The following is an 18,699-nucleotide window of genomic DNA, read 5'->3' on the forward strand; positions in this document are numbered from 1 at the left end:
GTGGCCGACCTAGAGATCGCCGCTTCGCTGTCGGGCCAGCGTGTTGATCGTGGCAATCGCGGCCGATATTTCGTTGGTCTTGTCAAAGAAATGGTCGGCCCCCGCTGCGGTAGCTGCTCGGCGGACCGCTGGGAGTGAATGATTGGTCAGGACGATCTGTATCGCTGCGCAGCGTGCCGCTTTCAGTTTTCCGATAACATCCAGACCGCTGCCGACCCGAAGGTGTATGTCGACGAGCACCACGTCTGGCATCAGCAGAAGAATCTCTTCGACGGCGGCGGTGGCGTCGTCAGACGCTCCCACCACTTTCGCCAGTCCCGATGATTCGATCAGCGCGACCAGGCGCCGGAGAACGATCTCCGAATCTTCGATTACATAAACGGAGAGTTTGGAGAAATGATGGTCCACGGGCACAAGCTCCAACCGATTCCACTTCAAACGCGCGAACTTCTCACGGTTCATCCACCGATGGTCCGTACGTCAGCGTCACGCAAGTTCGTCAGCCTGGGGTTGATCCAGATCAGTGCCTGCGTGCTCAGCCATTATGTAGTCTCTTCACGGAATTCCAGAGAGGCGCGCGCCGATCGGGCACCGGGGCTTCGGACTAAATCAGCCCTCTTGCGCAACTGACTTAAGGCGCTGAAAGCGTCAGCGACAGCGTTATGATCTGCGCCCGTTCTAATCGTCTTCGCTGGCCCAGGAGCCGAATGGTCGACCGATCGTCAGCGTCGGATCAACCGATCAACCGACGTCCAAACGTCAAGACGTGAAGCTCGGATTCGTAGGTCAATCACGGCCAGCGTGAACCGGCACAGAGCGCAAGAGAGATACGAACGGACACCATTTTGCTCCTGGCCGCTAAAACCGAGCGAAATAGCGCCAAGATGTTATTCGCTTGGCCGTTTTCCGTGAGTCCACGCGATACTGATCCCAATGATCATCCTAGTCGTATCTCTCTAATCGTAGGAAGATATGCATCTGCCCGTCGCTAGACAGCCGGTTCCCGAATTTCAATATCAGCAAGCCAAAGAGATCTACTCGAGGCTTTGCCGGGAATATATTGCGCATCGTGGCAGCGATGGCGATTATGTTGAATACGTGCGTTCGGTTGTCGCCAATGAAGCCAGCCTGGTGAGCTTGCCCCGGATTCCTGCATGTTGCGTTCTCTTCATCGCGACATCACCATATACGGCTGTGATATTTGCGCTGACGGGCAATTCAAGGAATTCCACGACTACGCAGGATTGCAGTTCACCACATTGAAGGACGAATACCTGCTTCCCTACAGAGATAATCAGTTCGACGCGGTGATCGGCAGTGGGGTGCTCGAGCACGTGGCCAGAGAGCAAAAAAGTCTCGACGAGCTGTGGCGCGTCCTCAAGGACAACGGGATATTGGTGATCACATTTCTGGAGCCTGTCAGAATTTTAGTGTGCCGAGGTCATGAGACGATAACGGAAACAACGTCCTATGACCGAAGCAACTGTGACTAAGAAGATCAAGAACCCGAAGGCGCCGAAGCTGTTTCCCGATGAACTGATCGATCAACTGCTGGCGCAGATTCAAAACAAGGATGCGGAGTCGGTTCTCGGCGAATCGGGCCTGGCCGGGCAACTGAAGAAGCAACTGGCTGAGCGCATGCTGGCGGCGGAGCTCACGCATCACCTGGAGAACGAGGTTGAGCAAGGCAAGGCCGGCAACCACCGCAACGGCACGAGCCATAAGACGGTCATCACGCCCAACGGCGAACTGAATCTGGATATCCCGCGTGATCGGCAGGCAACGTTCGAGCCGCAACTGGTCGGCAAGTATCAACGCCGGCTGCCGGGCTTCGACGATCACGTCATCAGCATGTACGCGCGCGGCATGAGCGTGCGCGAGATCCAGGGCCATTTGCTGGAACTGTATGGCCTGCAGGTGTCGCCCGATCTGATTTCGACTGTCACCGATGAAGTGCTGGCCGAGGTCGAACAGTGGCAGCAACGCCCGCTTGAGGCGATGTATCCGATCGTGTATTTCGACGCACTTCGGCTGAAGATCCGCGACGAAGGCACGGTCAGGAACAAGGCGGTGTATCTCGCGCTGGGCATTCGCGCCGACGGCCGCAAGGAAGTGCTGGGTTTGTGGATCGAGCAAACCGAGGGAGCCAAGTTCTGGCTGAAGGTCTTCAACGAACTGAAGAACCGTGGCCTGCACGACATCCTGATCGCGGTGGTTGACGGTTTGCGCGGCTTCCCGGAGGCGATCGAAGCGGTCTATCCGGCCGCCCAGATTCAGACCTGCATCGTGCATCTGATCCGCAATTCGCTGAATCTGGCGAGCTGGAAGGACCGCAAGCCGTTGGCGGCTGCGCTCAAGCCGGTCTATCAGGCCGCCTCGGCCGAGGCGGCGGCAGTGGCGCTCGACGCCTTTGCGCAAAGCGAATGGGGCCGCAAATTCCCTACCGTCGCGGCCATGTGGCAACGCCAATGGGAACAGGTGATTCCCTTCTTCGCCTATCCCCCCGAGGTGCGTCGAATCGTTTATACGACCAACGCCATCGAGAGCATGCACATGCAGTTGCGCAAAATCGTCAAGAATCGCGGCCACTTCCCCAGCGACGAAGCCGCCAGCAAACTGCTGTATCTGGCCTTGCGCAACATCGAAAAGGATTGGAAGATGCCGCCTATCACCTGGCGGCAAGCTGTCAATCAGTTCGCCATTCTGTTCGGCGAGCGATTCACCGCCGCCATGAGCTGAGATTTTTTAACCGACCTCAGCACACAAAATTCCTGACACCTCCCATTTCTGCCAAACCGATTGTCGCTGACAGAGAATGCCTGCCGTCTCATGAAGAAGCCTCAAGGCCACAATAGGCTATACAGCCTGAGCGATGCGAAAAATGGGCTTTGTCGCAGTAAGCGCCGGGTATCATGCACTCTGACAATACGAACGATCGGACGCTTGATGACGACTCTCAATCCAGCCTTGGCACGAGTGCTCAAGCGTTTGCACTATCCACTCGACGTGATCCTGACGTGCGTGCGCTGGTATGTGGCGTATCCGCTGAGCCTTCGACACCTGGAAGAGATGATGGCGGAGCGCGGAATCTCGGTCGACCATTCAACTGTGCACCGCTGGGCCATCAAGGTGTTGCCGGTCCTGGAGAAGGCCTTCCGCCGCCACAAGAAAGCCGTCGGCCGGAGCTGGCGAATGGATGAAACGTATATCAAGGTCCGAGGCCAGTGGAAGTATCTGTACCGCGCAGTCGACAAAGAGGGTAACACGGTGGATTTTCTGCTGCGTGCCCATCGCGACAAGGCCGCGGCGCGGCGCTACTTCGAAAAGTCAATCGAGCAAAACGGCGAACCCGAGACGGTGACAATCGATAAAAGCGGTGCGAACCTGGCCGCGCTGGATGCTCTCAACGAGGAGCGGCAAGCACCGATCAGGATTCGCCAGAACAAGTATCTGAACAATGTTGTCGAGCAAGATCATCGGGCGATCAAGCGACGCACGCGGCCTATGCTTGGCTTCAAGAATTTTCGGTGCGCCCGGATCCTGTTGAGCGGCATCGAGCTCATGCATATGATCGCCAAGGGCCAAATGCAAGTCCGTGGCCTCGGATACACTCGTGCCGAGCAGTTCTACTCACTGGCGGCATAAGCAGTCCTACTTAAACAGCCGTTTGTTCGCATCGTGCTCTTACCGCGACAAAACCGTTTTTCCTCATCTGGCCGGGTTGCTGTGTCGGACTTGGCTTGGTCCGCTGATTGGTGGGCGCGCCCGCCCATGCTAACGAACGACGATTCTCTGCCCATCGGCACGACGGCCATAGGCCCATCCCCGACACTCTCGCTGCGCGGCGACGGTCGCCGCACAGCGATTTGCGCCCAGCGGGAGCGCACTCAGCAGCTACCGTTGTTTGTTCTGCAAGGGTCTTTTACAAAGTCTGCTGTAATAACTCTCGACCTTTGGCCGTTAGCCACGTGAGGACCAAGGTGTACCGCCGTTCATACCTCCGCGTCCTTGACTTAATGGTTTTCCCGTCAGTCCACTAGTTCGAGGGTTGTAGAAGTATGAAACTGTCTTTTTCGCAGAAGCTCTGGCTGCCGCTGGTCCTCGGCCTCTTATGTCTTGCCGGAATGTCGATCTACAACGCTTACCAGACGAAAGCAATGCGCCTGGATGAGCGAAAGGCCGATCTGATACACGTGTCGGAACTCGCGCTGAGCGTGATCAAAGCCTTCGGCGATCAGGTGGCCGCCGGCTCCATGCCGGAAGCAGAAGCGCAAAAACGGGCCTTGGACAGCATCCGGAACATGCGGTACGGCGAAGCGGGCTATTTCACGATCTTCAATTCGCAGACGATTCTAATGCACCCGACCAACGCAAACATGATTGGTAAGGACGTCAGCGATTTCAAGGATCCAAACGGCGTCGCCATGTTCAAAGATGCAGTGGCCGTCGTGCAACGCGACGGCAAGGGTTTCAGCACGTATACCTTCGCGAAACCCGGCGCGAGCGACGCCTCTCCCAAGATCTCGTATGACACAGGCTATCAGCCGTGGGGCTGGTTCCTGATGACGGGAGTCTATGTCGATGACATTGACGCGGCGTTCCGCTCGACGCTGTACCAAAGCCTCGGCATCCTGGTGGTACTGGCCGGGGCCCTATCGGCGGTCGTGGTGTTGCTCAACCGGGGCATTCTGCGCTCACTCGGTGGCGAACCATCCTACGCTGCCGAAGTTGCCAACCAGATTGCCAACAATGATCTGACCGCGGTGGTCAGGACGGCGCCGAACGACCGCTCGAGTCTGCTGTTTTCGATGAAACGCATGCAGGAGCAGCTCACGCAGACGATCGGCGCCATCAAGGTTTCAGCTGACTCGATCGCTACTGCCACTCATCAGATTGCCGCCGGCAACCAGGACCTGTCGCAGCGCACCGAAGAGCAGGCAGCGTCGCTCGAAGAAACGGCCGCGAGTATGGAGCAGTTGACCTCAACCGTCACCCAGAACGCCGACAATGCGCACCAGGCAAATCAGCTCGCTGCACAGGCAGTCGAGGTGGCCGAACAAGGCGGTACCGTGGTCGCTCGCGTCGTGGAAACAATGGATAACATCAACGCCAGCTCCGACAAGATTGCCGATATTGTCGGCATCATTGAAGGTATCGCCTTCCAGACCAACATCCTCGCCCTGAACGCAGCCGTCGAAGCCGCACGTGCGGGCGAGCAGGGACGCGGCTTCGCCGTGGTGGCCGCCGAAGTGCGCTCGCTAGCGCAGCGTTCTTCGACCGCGTCGAAGGAAATCAAGGAACTGATTCACGCTTCCGTAGAACGGGTGCGGGCCGGCGCCGGCTACGCCCAGGAAGCTGGCACCGCGATGGACAAGATCACGCATGAGGTCCGGCGAGTGACAGACATCATGAGTGAAATCGCCGCATCATCCCAGGAACAGAGTAAGGGCATCGGCCAGGTCAACCAGGCTGTTACGCAGATGGACGAAGTCACGCAGCAGAACGCAGCGCTGGTTGAGGAAGCCGCGGCGGCGGCCAGTTCGCTGGAAACGCAGGCGGGCGATCTGAAATCCGCCGTTTCCATGTTCAGGCTGGATGCCTCGCGCGGTGCGGACTGGCGTTCTACAGCACAACCGCATACTGCAGTTGCGGTGCGCGCCAAGGCTCCGATCGCCCCAGCGCTGAAGCGACCCATGCCGCAGCCTGTTCAGGTAGCGAAAACCGCTGAGGCCAACGATTGGGCCACTTTTTGAATAGGCTGGCAAACCGGGAGCCTTCACGATTCGTGACGGAAGCGGATCCTGGCTGTCTCCCGGACCCGACTGGGCAGGGATAATACAGTCTGTGGAAGCAGTTAATCCGATAAGAACGCGTGCGCCTGGTCCATGACTGGCTCGCCGACGAATCTTAGGTGCCCGTCGCTTCGCCGAATGGCGACTCGTCGCTCATCAGCGGACCTTCGCCAACCGACTGCGAAGGACTCTTCATGGCCGGTCACTGCCTGATGAACCCAACTCAAACTGCCTCAGTTCACATCATGCCGCCGGTGGCGCTGCCTGTCCCGCCAGTGCCGGATGAAGGTGAGGACGTCGTGGTGAGCGGATGAGCGAGACCCGCTGCGGACAGCAGCGAAACGGCAACCGGATCGAGCATGCCATCGACATCGATGGCGCGTGCTGTCGCCAGCGCGCCGAGATCGCTGTCGACCCCTGCTTGCCCGACGATGAACTGCGTCGTCAGAAACGCCGGTGCCGTCAACGTGACCGCATATCGCTGCTGCAGATTCGTGACGACTGCCGATTGCGCAGCCAGTACAGCGGTCTGATTTGCCAGCACCTGCTGGAACTGCAAGTTGCTCGGGAAGCCCGCAATCAGACTGGTCTCGCTCGTGCCAAGTTGCGAAGCGAGGTAGACGAGCATCAGTTCCGTCTCGGGTGTCGTATTGAAAGTGCCGCCGGCAAATGCCAACGAATGCAAGGTGGTGCCGCCGGAGTTCACGGTGAGGATGCAGGGAAGCGTGGCGCTTAAGGTAATGCTGTAGCGCCCACCGCCGTCTGACAGTGTGGAGGCCGAACCCGAAGCACAACTGAAGCTAACCACCGCGCTGGCGAGCGCCTTGCCGGCAGCTGCGGTGCCGGATAGGGCGACGTTTGGCATCCCGTTTCCGCCGACACAACCGTCAAGGCTGACGCAACTGTTTCTGCCGCACGCGACGAGTGTTACGAGCGACGCTCCGCAAAGTGCGGCCAGCACCGGACGAACGAAACGTATATCGTGAGTGTTCATGGCCGCCTGCCGTTGATAGAAGGGGATAAGGCGAGCCGCGCCACGCAAAGGGACCGGCGCTTCGATTGATTTTATGCCCTATGCGCCCACGTTTGTCGCATCAATTACGTTGATCGCGCTATCGGCCATTGCGGCTATCGACGACCCGTCGTTTCAGCATTCGGCGAATCTCAGCATTCGAGCGAGGCGTGGGACTGGAGTCGACCCAACACGGTCAGACAGCATCCTCCAGACCGGTCACTCAGCCGAATCCATTTCCAGCGAACTGGAGCGCCAATAAGCGGCCGCTTGCGAAGTGACCCGATCGGCCAAGAGCCGCCGGTCGAGGTCACCGTCCAATTTGAACCGCCGCGGTATCGTCCGCCCTCGCTCAATGGCCGGTTTCCGGCGAGCGAATAGCCGGTGGCGCTGCCTCATCGCGGCCATGAGCGGGCATTCGCAGTCACGTCAACCACCTATCTTTTGAAGGCTTCCGTGCCAGCAACGCCCCCAGCCGCAGTCGCGTCGCCAACTGCAGTGGCGAATGTTTCGGTGACCGGTTCTGCCACTGAACTTAAGCGAACCAGCCCTTAGCCCGGATTCCGTAGGCTGCCGTTTCAACGCCATCGCCTGCTCACGGCGGATCCTTGAGCAGGCGCAACTCAGCGTGCGCTCGTGCTTTCTGCTCTTCGAGCGACGTCTGAATCTGCATCTGCGGCAGTAGCATCTCGATGCCAGCTTCTTCCATTCTTAGTTTGAGCCGCTCGTTGAACGCTCGCGCCACGCTCCAATGCTGTAAAGGAAGCGTCTTGATCTGCCCTTTGACGACGATGCAGTTTGCTTCAAAACGCTCGAGGCCGAATACCTCGAGCGGCGCAAGGATGTGGCTGCGATAGCGGAAGTCCGCGCTTAATTCGGCCCCCACTTCCACAATCATTCGCCTCACCTCCTCCAGGTCCGTACTGAACGGCACGCGGACTTCAAATACCGCATTGGCGAAATCGCGCGAGAGGTTTTTCACAATCTTGATTTGCGAAAACGGAATCGTGTGGACCGCGCCTTGTCCATCACGCAGGCGCACTGTTCGAATCGTGAGGTCCATTACGGTGCCGGCGTGTCCGTCCACATCGATCCAGTCGCCGACTGAAATCGTTTCCTCGACGATGATGAAGAGCCCGGTAATAAGGTCAGTGACGAGCGACTTGGCGCCGAAGCCGACCGCCAGACCGATGATCCCTGCCCCGGCGAGCAGCGGCGTCAGGTTGATCCCGAGCGCCGCCGCGGCCACGATGGCGGCAAGCGTGGCGACCGTAACGAAGACCGCGTTGCGTACGAGCGGCAGCATCGTGCGCGCCCGCACGCCAGGACTGAGGGCCTTGTTACGCGCGCTGTTCGGCCCAAACGTCTCGAGGATCACCGTGTCGATAATGATCCAGATAAACCACGCGCCGAACACGGTCGCGAGGACCGCTATCAGCCCCCGCCGGAAGCCGGGAGTCATCGTGCTGTGCTTAATGAGCCGTGCAATCGGTCCGCTCCACAGTTCCAGCTCGAAGCGCAGATACGCGAGCCAGATCAGCATCACGCCTAGCGTGCAGGCAAAGTGCAGCAGCCGCGTGAGATGGGGGGCGCGGCGGCGGCTGCGAGGGTCGCGCTGCCGAGTGAAATGACGCATCAGCGCAGACACGAATAGCGTGAGTACAAGCAGCGCCGCGCTTAGTAGCGAGGGCCGCAGCACATCGCCCTCTGCGCCGCGCCCGTCGAGTATCGCGACAACCGACGCTGCCGCGATAAGCAGTATCGGGATATGCCATAGCGACGCAAGGATATCGAGCGCCTCGGTTGCGAATTGATGATCGCGCCTCCGCGAATACGGACGATTGCGAATTAAGTGCGTAACGGGTCGCCGGTAAGCGAGCGCGAAATAGCCGGACAGCAAGGCCGCGGTCAGACTGGCGAAGGTCGACACGATGCCTGCGAGATTGGGTCCTACCTGGCGCATGACATCATTGTTGGCCATCGCGTCGCCGAGCGCGCCGCATGCACCGATCAAAAAGAGCGGCCAGGGCGCGCGCGCAAGCAGTTGCCGCGCCGCGACGCGTCGATGCGCCGTGCTGAACACGGAGATGATGATCAAGCAGACGGCGGAAAAGATCGATCCCGCGACGATTGAGTATGCGACGACGATGCCGAGTGTGCGGCCAAGCGCCTCGGGCATCGCACTCACGAAAACTAGCATCGCGACGAATGCGGCCAGCCAAGGCGCGGTCTGCCGGAATGCAAATGCAAGCAACTGTGTCCACGTTGGATTCGGCACAAGCGCGACGTTTTTGCCATAGCGCGCGAGAATGCGCCGCTGGACGTGGCGCAACGCTAATGCGCACAGGCCCCAGCCCGCTAGCGTCGCGCTCAGTCCGCCTAAAATCTGCGCGAGCGACCCGCCTCGCGTGCCCGTGACGATGCCTTGCAACTCGCCGGCGGCATCGCGCGAGCGCACTCCCCACGCACGAAGCGGAGCGCCTCCCCCAAGGTTGGTTTCAACGGAAGCGATCCCCGATGCAATCGCGCCCAGGAAATCCGCATGCCCCGTCGGGGGCGGCGGCGCCATAGTGTTCTGCGTCGAGTCACGAAGGGCTTTGAGTTGCGCGACAAAGGTCGAGCGTTGCGCATCGTTGTCGAGCGTTGCGATGAGGCCATCCAACGCTCGGACCATCTCGGCCCGGCTTGCGGGGGATGGCGCGGACGCGGCGGGCGTCTCCGAGGCTGGAGTCGGAACCAACCTTTGCACGGCGACCGTAAGCGGCGTAGCCCTCGCAGACGTCAGGCTCGCCGCACATCCTATGACGACAGTGAGCGCGATAGTGCACCTTGTCAATGCGCTCATGGAGACTCCCTCCAGGCACGTCGCCGGTTTGCCGGATCGCGAACAACGTAAACGCGCGGTCTACTCCACCTCTAGCAAAGATTAGCCGATTCAATCTCAACGTGCACCTGCGAAGCAGTGTTGTGTTACTGGGCAGCAGCGCCGCCTTCAAGACCTCCCGTACCCGCTAGTTCGGCCGAAGGAAGGTGCATCTGCCCGGCTCATGCCTACTCAACGGCTGCAGTCGGATATGCAGCGGTCGTTCTACTGACGGCTGCTCCCGAATCCCGAGGGGCCGCAACTGGCCGCATCAAGGCGATGCAACCGGCAATCCGCTCGCCCGAAAGCGGCCATTCAGCGAAGGCAGACCGAACCTCGACTATGCGAATTGGATGGTGACCTCGACCGGCGGCTTCTGGCCGTTCATCGACTTATGCGAACTGCATACACCGCGAATGTCGCGGGGTCGCGATCGACAGCGCGCGACCCGGAGGCGACACTCACAATCTCCCCACAGCGGCCACTCAGATTGGCGACAAAGTACGCCCTGTACGGTTTGAGCAGAGCCCGATTGGCCCCCACTCGTTCCGCGCGATGGCCAATACGGTCGTGGTGCACTCGTGGCCCTTGAAGCGTCGATCATTGACGCGTTCTGATTCAACACGCTTTCCAACCGTTTTGCAGAGCCTGATCGCCGCCTTGCTCTCCGACGTCTGCGCAATGATTCGCTGAACTGCGAATTCAAGGAAGCCAAATTCCAGCGAGGCGACCATTAAGCGATTGTGCCTATCTCGCCGCAATGCATTGTCACGGGATCTGCTGAACCCATTGACTCCGCCAACCGCGCATTCAGGGCTTCAATTATTTTCTCTTCCTGCATGGAGTGCCTCCGGCTACCTTACGTTCACCTATTGCGTGCGTCGTGGGATAAACCCGGGCGCCCGTCCAGACGACTTCGAGACTCCACGAAGCATGTGCTCAATGTGTGCTCTTGCCGAGGTCTAAACTTCATCGTGATGGGCAGTTGCTAGCAAGGGGACGACTTCACGAATTGTCTACGATCTTCGAGCCGGTGTCGAACGACCGTTCCTGGCCGAACCCGGTCCGATGCGGACCGAGGTCGATCGCCGATCGCCGCAGGGATGCGAAAGGCAGAGACCGACCCGAAGGAGCCGCTCAGATCGTCGCGGGTGTGGGGCGGATTTCTGCTGCACAACGGCCATTCGCTCCCGAAACGGTCACCAACAAAATATACGTCCGAAGGAGCGGCTCGCTCGCGGGACAAGAACTGACATTCACTGCCGGCGAAGTGTTACCGAAGTCGCTTCAGACATGACCCGACATGACTATCGGACGAAGCGGGCACCAAAAATTGAGTCTCGATGCGTCGCTGTCTCGCCCGGCTATCCAGCGGCCCCGTTCCCCCGCAATCTGCTCCGTCACTGCGAGGAATCTCGCGACGTCACTCGGTCCATGGCAATGCAGCGGGGAGATGCGCACGGCATCGTCGAGGCCGAACGACTTCAGCATTCGGCCGGAATAAAGGCTCGAAACGATGCGCTCGTACACGATCACTCCACGCTCTTCATATGCGCGCACGGCGGCCGTCGGGTCCAGACCACCGAAGCCGATGCCTGCAATCAGGTCACGGCGCGTGAGATCGTCGTGATCCCAGAATACTCGCACGCCTTCGATAGCTCGCAGACCGCGTCGTCCTTCAACCCCATCGAGCAACAGTGAAAGCAGCGCGCGCTCGTGCTCCTCAATGCGTTGCATGCCCCGCACGAACAACTCGCGCCGGTTTTCTGCGTCGCTGAATTGCGCGCCGATCCACGCGACATAATCGACGATCGCGCTCACCACAGCGAATTGCGCCGGCGCAGGACTACCAAGCTCCCAGATGCCCTTCTCTTTAGCGTCGAGCCGGTGATGCGGCAACTCTGCGAGACGTTCCGACAGCCACGCGACGCCCGCCCCTCTACATCCAAAGAACTTGTATGGCGCGAAGTTGATGCCGTCGACAGGTGTTTTCTGCAGGTCGATGACCGCATGCGGCGCATGCTGGACCGCATCGTAATGATAAAAAGGCCCGGTTTCTTTGCACGCGCGCGTTCGACGATCGTCGCGATGTCCAGCTTCGCACCCGAGATGTTCGATGCATACATGACGCTTAGCAACGCCGTCTCGTCGTCGACCAGTGAAACGATCGCGTCGAAGTCGACGCCGCCCGTCTCAGCGTCAGACTGGAGGAAATAAAATCCATCCCGCTTTTCCAAGATTCGGTAGATCCAGCCCCGTGCTCGTTTCCCACAGCGTGCCCACGCTGATCTGGTAACACGTCGCCGCCGGACCTAGCCAACTGCCAAATGCCTCTTCGAAAAACGGTCGCGGCGCAACAGCCCATGGCTTCCCAAGATCAGGCATGTTCGCGAGCGACGCGCTGGAGATGTGAAATGCCGATAGGTTCGTCGCCGTTTCGGATAGAAAGCTCCGCTGCATCGTTTAGGATTGTAGAAATGGCGCCGGTCAGCCCACCGCTCGCTTCCAACACATACTGGACGATCTCACGCCGGCAAGATCGGACGGTTTCCTCAGCGGTAACACCATTTCGAATGCGACGAGAAGCCGCCGAAGGCTATCGCTCTCCCTCCACCGCGGTATCTCGAATGGCCGGTATCGGCTCACTATCTGCGGATCGGTTTAACTTCCAAAGAACGAAGGCGTCGTTCACGTGCCCGCGCTGGAATCGGCGGAACTCTGGCCGAGCTAGCGCGCGGTCAGACTGGCGGTCCATCCGTATCACCGGGCACCAAGCTCGGCTGCACGAGCCGATGCGTGCAACTTGTGCGGTCGTCGATCGCATCCATCACGAGTTCCGCGATGATGCGCCCCGTCGACTGACCCGTACGCTGCACAACGGCCGTGACAGTGTGAGGAAACGCCACATCCGGCGGCACGCCGTCGTACACGATCAGCGAGACCTGGGTGCCGACTTTCTTGCCACTCTCTACAAGCACGCGGTACGCGCCCGTCCCTGCGATGTTGTTGTCGACCAACACGGCGGTGGGCGGCTGCGCGCGGCTGAGCAATGCGTGCATCGCCTCGTGGCCGCCGGTCCTGTCGAATGACGTATCAATCAGCAAAGACGCGTCCGGCTCGATGCCGCCACCGCGCAACGCAGCGAGGAAACCCTCGCGACGCTGAGCAGCAAAGCTCATCGACAGCGGCGCGCTGATCATAGCGATGCGCCGATGACCAAGCCCGATCAGACGTTCGGTTGCCGCGCGCGCGCCCGCCTCGTTATCGAAATCAAACCATCGATAAGGCTGCGATGTATTGGTGCGGCCGTACGCGACGAAACGAAAGCCGTGGTCCTGCAGAAAACGTATGCGCGGATCGTCAACGAGCGTTCGCGCTACGACGAGCGCATCCACCAGCTTGCTGCCGACGAGCCGGCGATATGAATCCAGTTCGGCGCCCGGCCGCGCCGACACGATGATCAGATCCAGCCCATTCTCCGCGAGCGTCTCCGTCATGCCTGCAACGACTTCGCCAAAGCGCGGGTCGCCGAGGTCACCCGCACCGAACGGATAGACAATGCCGACCGCCTCTGCGCGTCCGGTGGCAAGCCGGCGCGCGGTCGGGTCCGCATGGTAGCCGAGCGCTGCCGCGGCCGCCTTTACCCTGTCGCGGGTTGCTTCATTCACGTCGTCGTAACCATTGAGCGCACGGCTCACCGTCGTCCTCGAAAGGCCGAGCGAGTCGGACAGCGTCTTGAGATTTACCTTCACCGTTTCACCTTGCAAAACTAAAGGCACCGCACCCGCGCGGACGTACCTCGACAGCACCATTCTATCGTGTCACATAACTTTCTTTGCCTTCCAAACCGGTTTTGGCTATTATCCAAACCGGTTTGGATGTAACGCAACAGCAATCTTATTCACTTTTCGGGATGCGGCCCCATGACATTGCTTCCGTTTTTTTCGACCCCCACGCGCCCTCGCCTCCGAGCTGGCGTCGTCGCCGGTTCCTTACTCGCTGCCAGTGGCACGCCCGCCCAGGCCCAGTCGGCTGCCGGTTTCCCTGCCCCGACTCCACACTCGCAGCAGGCCTATGACCCCGAGAGCAGTTTCACCATGCGCTGGACCCGTGCTGACGTCCGCCAGATCAAGGCGCAGTCGCACACAGCGACGGCTGCGGACAAGAACTCACTGCCCGCCTCGCTGACGATGCCGGACATTGCATCGAACTTCCCACTGATCAACCCGGACGTGTGGGTATGGGATACCTGGCCGCTGTCCGATGTTCGCGCGAACAATCTGAGCTTCAAGGGCTGGGAAGTGATCTTTTCGCTGACGGCCGATCCGCATGCGGGCTATTCGTTTGACGATCGCCATGTGCATGCGCGGATCGGTTTCTTCTATCGCAAGGCGGGCATTCCGGCCTCGCAGCGCCCGGCCGACGGCGGCTGGACTTACGGCGGCCATCTGTTTCCGGACGGTTCCAGCGTCAGGGTGTTCGGCACCGCACCAATGACGCAGAACGCGGAGTGGTCGGGCTCGGCGCGTCTGACGAACGGCAATAACGTGAGCCTGTACTACACGGCGCTGTCGTTCAATCGCACCGCCGAGGGTGGCCAGGACATCACGCCGCCCATCGCCATCATCTCGCGCACGGACGGTCACATTCACGCCGACGACAAGCACGTTTGGTTCGACGGATTCGACAAGCACGAGGCTTTGCTCGAACCCGACGGCAAGCTGTATCAGTCACGCGATCAGAACGGTTACTACTCGTTCCGCGATCCGTTCGTGTTCGTCGACCCTGCACATCCCGGCAAAACCTATATGGTGTTCGAAGGTAACACGGCGGGTCCCCGCGGCGCGCGCACGTGTACTGAAGCCGATCTGGGCTATGCGCCCAGCGATCCGTACCGCGAAGACCTAAACGCCGTGATGGATTCGGGCGCCACATATCAGAAGGCGAACGTAGGGCTTGCCGTCGCGACGAACGAAAACCTCACGCAGTGGAAGTTCCTGCCGCCTATCCTGTCGGCCAACTGCGTGAACGATCAGACCGAGCGGCCGCAGATCTACATCAAGGACGGCAAGTACTATCTGTTCACGATCAGTCACCGCCCGACCTATGCGGCGGGCGTCGACGGGCCGGACGGCGTCTACGGTTTCGTAGGCGACGGCATTCGCAGCGACTTCCTTCCGCTGAACAAGGGCAGCGGTCTCGTGCTCGGCAATCCGACCGACTTCGACCAGCCGATCGGCGCGCCGTATGCGCTCGACCCCAACCAGAACCCGCGCGCGTTCCAGTCGTATTCGCACTATGTGATGCCCGGCGGTCTCGTCGAATCGTTCATCGATGCGATAGGTCCGCGACGCGGCGGCACGCTCGCGCCTACTGTGAAGCTGAACATCGCGGGCCCGTCCACGTCCGTCGACAGGACATATGGCAACGGCGGACTCGGCGGCTATGGCGACATTCCCGCCAATCTGGACGCCGGCCGCGGCCAGTCCGGCGATCACTAACCAAAGACCGCACCCGGTCAGCAGCGCGAGGACGACCATTGCAAAGCGCTGCAGCCGCATGGCAAGTGGACCGAAGCCCGGTCGCGGACAGCTGATCTGTCACGCCCGGGTACCGGTCCACTGCGCTGCGGCAACCGGCACTAGGATTGTGACCATGAACCGCTGCTGGATTCCAGACTTGCATCAATATCAAGGCCCGGCTTACCGCGCAGTCGTCGCGGCAGTCGAGGCCGACATCGCAACGGGCCAGCTCAGGCCCGGCGACCGCCTGCCGTCGCAGCGCGTGCTTGCGGATTTCCTCGGCCTGAATGTGAACACCGTGAATCGTGCGATGCGCGAGACGGCGCGTCGCGGGCTCACCGCCGCCAACACGCGCAAGGGCACCGTCGTGCTCGGTTTGGAATATCACCGGGCCGTTGTCAGTGCTGCTTGAGGCGGCGCTTACGCCCCGTGCCTTCGCGCAGGTGCTTCCCAGCACATGTGCGGCTCTGCCTCACACGAGGACGGGCCCACCACTCGTTAAGACATTACATGCACGCGCTCCAACGATTTTCCGACTTCACTCCGCACTTACGGCCCGCACGGCTGTTCGCCTTGCTGAGCGCATCTATCACGGCGTGCGTCGCGGCATGCGTCGCCTTGGCATCGCCGTCGTCTTCCGACGGCATCGAGAACGGCACCACCCAATGGCGGTCTGCGCTCCACTACACTCCACAGCGCAACTGGATGAACGATCCCAACGGGCTCGTGTACCACAACGGCGTTTATCATCTTTTCTACCAGTACAACCCTGGCGGAATTGCGTGGGGGAACATGTCGTGGGGGCATGCAACCAGCGGCGATCTGCTCCACTGGCGGGAACAACCCGTTGCAATGCATGCCGATGCGAACGAGGAAATTTTCTCGGGTTCGATCGTCGTCGATGCGCGCAACTCGTCCGGCCTCGGCCCGCCTCATTCGACGCCGCTCGTTGCGCTGTACACGAGCGTGTACAAGGAAGGTTCCGGACACGCACCGGGTGTCCAGGCCCAATCGCTTGCCTATAGCCTCGATGACGGCACTACATGGCAGCAGTACAAGCGCAACCCCGTGCTCACGCTCGAACCGGAATCGAAGCAGTTTCGGGATCCAAAGGTTTCCTGGTACGCGCCCGGAGCTTATTGGCTGATGACCGCAGTTGTCGCCGACGCGCATGTCGTGAAGATGTATCGTTCCAATAACCTCATCGACTGGATGTTTCTCAGCGACTTTTCGCTTCCCGATATTCCGCACCGCGAAGCGTTGTGGGAAATGCCGGACCTGTTTCCTCTTTCACTCGATGGCGACGGCAGCAAGCAGAAGTGGGTAATGATCGTCAACGTCAACCCCTGGTCGATTTCGGGCGGCTCCGGGGCGATGTACTTCATCGGCGAATTCGACGGCAAGAGGTTTACGCCGGAGCATATTCCGCCACCGGGTTCGGACCCGTCCCGCTATCTGTGGCTCGACCATGGTGCGGACTATTATGCTGCGGGCACGTTCGCGGGCGCACCTGGCGGAGCGCCTGTCACAATCGGCTGGATGAGCAACTGGGACTACGCGGACCGCATACCCACCACGCCGTGGAAAGGTGCAATGGCATTGCCGCGCAAGCTCGCACTCAAGACGCTCGACGGGGCGCCGAAACTGACCTCCGAACCGGTCGATCAATACGCGGCGCTCGTACATGCGAGTGCCACGACGAAAATCGGCGAGGTCAGTGTCAGTTCAGGCACTCAAGCTCTCCCACCATCAACGCGCGGGGTCGTGCAGGACATCGAGTTGACGATCGACCCGCAGTCAGCCCAGCGCATGGGACTCATCGTGCGCCGATCAGCGAATGGAAAGACTGGCACGCGAATCGTTTACGACGCCCGCCGTCAGACGTTGACGCTCGACCGGACGGACTCCGGCGTGACCGGTTTTTCGCCTGCGTTCAGCAAGCGGCACATTGTCAACTTCCCTCTCGCGGGCGGTGCATTGCGGCTTAGGGTCGTAATAGACAGAGACTCCGTGGAGGTCTTTGCACATGACGGCGCGACCGTCATCACCGATCTTGTCTTTCCGGCACTCGAGGACGACGGTGTCGCTGTTTTCGCCGACAACGGCACGGCGACTTTCCGTGACATCGCGATCACCGAGCTTTCCGCGAGGACGGCTCGTCGCAAGCAGACAGCCGCACCATAAACTTGGCATCATCTCACGCGGTGCGAAGAATCCCAGCACTAATGATGGAGGCGATGGAAGGGCTTGTCGCGGTAATGCTCAACGAGCGAGCGAAATTGATATGCGAAGTCCTGCTTATATTGCGAGGTCGTAGAATTGATCAGCGTCCGACCGATGCGGCCCGCGAGGACACTGCATCTGTCCTTTTGCGATCATATGCATCAGCTCAACTCCGGCGAGCAGGATCCGGGCACAGCGAAAAGACTTCAAACCGAGCATTGGTCGCGTCCGTCGCTTGATCGCCCGATGGTCCTGCTCGACCAGGCTGTTGAGATATTTGGACCGCCGGATCTTGATGGGCACCTCACGATCGGCATTGATCGCTTCGAGAGCGGCGAGATTGGCGCCGCTTCGGTCGATCGTCACGGTGTCGCTGTCGCGATAGATGCGACCAATCATGCAGGGAGCCATACCCGAAGGTTACATCTCAATGCTCAAACGAGTTGGCTGCCGCAAAGCACGTCAGGCAACCGTCGGCCATGAAGAGACGTTCGACACACATTTCTGATTCGTCGACAATTGGTGACCGCAAACAACCTTCGATGGAAAAGCTGAGATGCTGCTGCGGCCGACAGAAGTCCAGATTGAATCAACCCGGCTCTTGATCAAACCGTTCTCGGCCAACGACGCGGATGCCACGTTCTCATGTATAACCCCTTCGCTCACCCGTTACATGGCGTGGGAGCCGCCGGCATCCCGGCATGACTTCGATGGAGTTTGGCGGTCCTGGATACCGTCGATAAACGACGGGTCGGACTATGTATTTGCGATCCGGCAACGCGCTGACGGGAGTTTCCTTGGGCTGACCGGCCTTCACCGCGTACGCACCGAGAGCCCGGAACTCGGCATCTGGATTCGTGAAGATCGTCATCGAAATGGTTTTGGTCGCGAGGCCGTAACCCTGGTGGCACACTGGGCAACGCGAACCATTGGCTGTGCCAGTTTCACCTATCCGGTTGCCGAACAGAACCGCGCCAGCCGGCGCATCGCCGAAGCGTTGGGCGGCGTCATTGTGGATAGCCGGGCGACACCAAAGTACATATCCGTCGTTTACCGAATTCCTCGCCGGCCAGTCATGCGCGAGGTATAAGCGGTTCGGCCCACAAACTGACATCCGCCGGGCAGGAAGTGTCATTCGCCGCTACTCTTGAACAGACGTTGAGACGTCGGTTCTGCAACCGCAAGCGGCCATTGACCTCCGGAACGCAAACGCTTTCGGGCGTCGACGGCTCGCCGCGAGACTGGTACCGAAGAAAAAACAGTCCGTCGGGGCAAAGGCGCCGCCAC

The 18,699-nt window shown here is 60.1% G+C and carries 13 protein-coding genes and 1 pseudogene; 8 read left to right on the forward strand and 6 right to left on the reverse strand.

Translation table 11 applies throughout. The features are described from left to right. Window positions 1–9: 9 nt before the first annotated feature. Window positions 10–408 (reverse strand): response regulator, encoded by a 399-nt coding sequence (locus OH764_RS26775; RefSeq protein WP_498849156.1) that lies wholly within the window; start codon window positions 406–408, stop codon window positions 10–12. A gap of 746 nt (window positions 409–1,154) precedes the next feature. Here OH764_RS26775 and OH764_RS26780 point away from each other — a divergent pair. The 4 genes from OH764_RS26780 to OH764_RS26795 all read left to right on the forward strand — a co-directional run bounded on the left by OH764_RS26780 (window position 1,155) and on the right by OH764_RS26795 (window position 5,753). Continuing rightward, on the forward strand, window positions 1,155–1,493 hold the full coding sequence (locus OH764_RS26780; protein WP_498849157.1) for a class I SAM-dependent methyltransferase: 339 nt from the start codon (window positions 1,155–1,157) through the stop codon (window positions 1,491–1,493). Then, window positions 1,471–2,739, forward strand: coding sequence for an IS256 family transposase (locus OH764_RS26785; protein WP_408968216.1), 1,269 nt, complete (start codon window positions 1,471–1,473; stop codon window positions 2,737–2,739). Before OH764_RS26780 ends, OH764_RS26785 begins: the two co-directional genes overlap by 23 nt. A gap of 207 nt (window positions 2,740–2,946) precedes the next feature. Continuing rightward, a complete protein-coding gene (locus tag OH764_RS26790) occupies window positions 2,947–3,645 on the forward strand; it encodes an IS6 family transposase (RefSeq protein ID WP_498849158.1) in 699 nt (232 codons plus the stop codon). A gap of 413 nt (window positions 3,646–4,058) precedes the next feature. After that, the gene (locus OH764_RS26795; protein WP_498849159.1) at window positions 4,059–5,753 is read left to right on the forward strand and encodes a methyl-accepting chemotaxis protein; all 1,695 of its coding nucleotides are present in this window, start codon (window positions 4,059–4,061) and stop codon (window positions 5,751–5,753) included. A 277-nt stretch (window positions 5,754–6,030) separates the two neighbouring features. On the opposite strand, the gene OH764_RS26800 is transcribed toward OH764_RS26795, so the two are convergent. The 4 genes from OH764_RS26800 to OH764_RS26815 form a co-directional block, all read right to left on the reverse strand. Continuing rightward, window positions 6,031–6,786, reverse strand: a complete 756-nt coding sequence (locus OH764_RS26800; RefSeq protein ID WP_498849160.1) for a hypothetical protein — start codon at window positions 6,784–6,786, stop codon at window positions 6,031–6,033. A 613-nt stretch (window positions 6,787–7,399) separates the two neighbouring features. Then, window positions 7,400–9,478, reverse strand: coding sequence for a mechanosensitive ion channel family protein (locus OH764_RS26805; RefSeq protein WP_498849161.1), 2,079 nt, complete (start codon window positions 9,476–9,478; stop codon window positions 7,400–7,402). Between the two features lie 1,476 nt (window positions 9,479–10,954). Next, window positions 10,955–11,785, reverse strand: a complete 831-nt coding sequence (locus tag OH764_RS26810) for an aminotransferase class V-fold PLP-dependent enzyme (protein ID WP_498851308.1) — start codon at window positions 11,783–11,785, stop codon at window positions 10,955–10,957. 620 nt (window positions 11,786–12,405) lie between these two features. Then, window positions 12,406–13,479 carry a helix-turn-helix transcriptional regulator gene (locus OH764_RS26815; RefSeq protein WP_498849162.1) on the reverse strand — a complete coding sequence of 358 codons (1,074 nt, stop codon included), beginning with the start codon at window positions 13,477–13,479 and terminating at the stop codon, window positions 12,406–12,408. 111 nt (window positions 13,480–13,590) lie between these two features. Here OH764_RS26815 and OH764_RS26820 point away from each other — a divergent pair, with 111 nt between their 5' ends. The 3 genes from OH764_RS26820 to OH764_RS26830 all read left to right on the forward strand — a co-directional run bounded on the left by OH764_RS26820 (window position 13,591) and on the right by OH764_RS26830 (window position 17,373). Continuing rightward, window positions 13,591–15,168: a glycoside hydrolase family protein gene (locus OH764_RS26820; protein WP_498849163.1), complete on the forward strand. Its 1,578-nt coding sequence runs from the start codon at window positions 13,591–13,593 to the stop codon at window positions 15,166–15,168. A 154-nt stretch (window positions 15,169–15,322) separates the two neighbouring features. Beyond that, entirely contained in the window at window positions 15,323–15,601 is a 279-nt protein-coding gene (locus OH764_RS26825; protein ID WP_498849164.1) for a GntR family transcriptional regulator, read from the forward strand. 98 nt (window positions 15,602–15,699) lie between these two features. Further along, window positions 15,700–17,373, forward strand: a complete 1,674-nt coding sequence (locus OH764_RS26830; RefSeq protein WP_498849165.1) for a glycoside hydrolase family 32 protein — start codon at window positions 15,700–15,702, stop codon at window positions 17,371–17,373. A 114-nt stretch (window positions 17,374–17,487) separates the two neighbouring features. Here the strand turns inward: OH764_RS26830 and OH764_RS26835 are convergent. After that, window positions 17,488–17,784 (reverse strand): annotated as a pseudogene (locus OH764_RS26835) (DDE-type integrase/transposase/recombinase); the annotation flags it as partial. A gap of 184 nt (window positions 17,785–17,968) precedes the next feature. On the opposite strand from OH764_RS26835, the gene OH764_RS26840 reads away from it, so the two are divergent. Next, window positions 17,969–18,502, forward strand: coding sequence for a GNAT family N-acetyltransferase (locus OH764_RS26840; RefSeq protein WP_498849166.1), 534 nt, complete (start codon window positions 17,969–17,971; stop codon window positions 18,500–18,502). Window positions 18,503–18,699 lie beyond the last annotated feature (197 nt).

The sequence above is a fragment of the Burkholderia sp. M6-3 genome (genome assembly GCF_050858985.1).
In the GTDB taxonomy this organism is placed as follows: domain Bacteria; phylum Pseudomonadota; class Gammaproteobacteria; order Burkholderiales; family Burkholderiaceae; genus Paraburkholderia; species Paraburkholderia caledonica.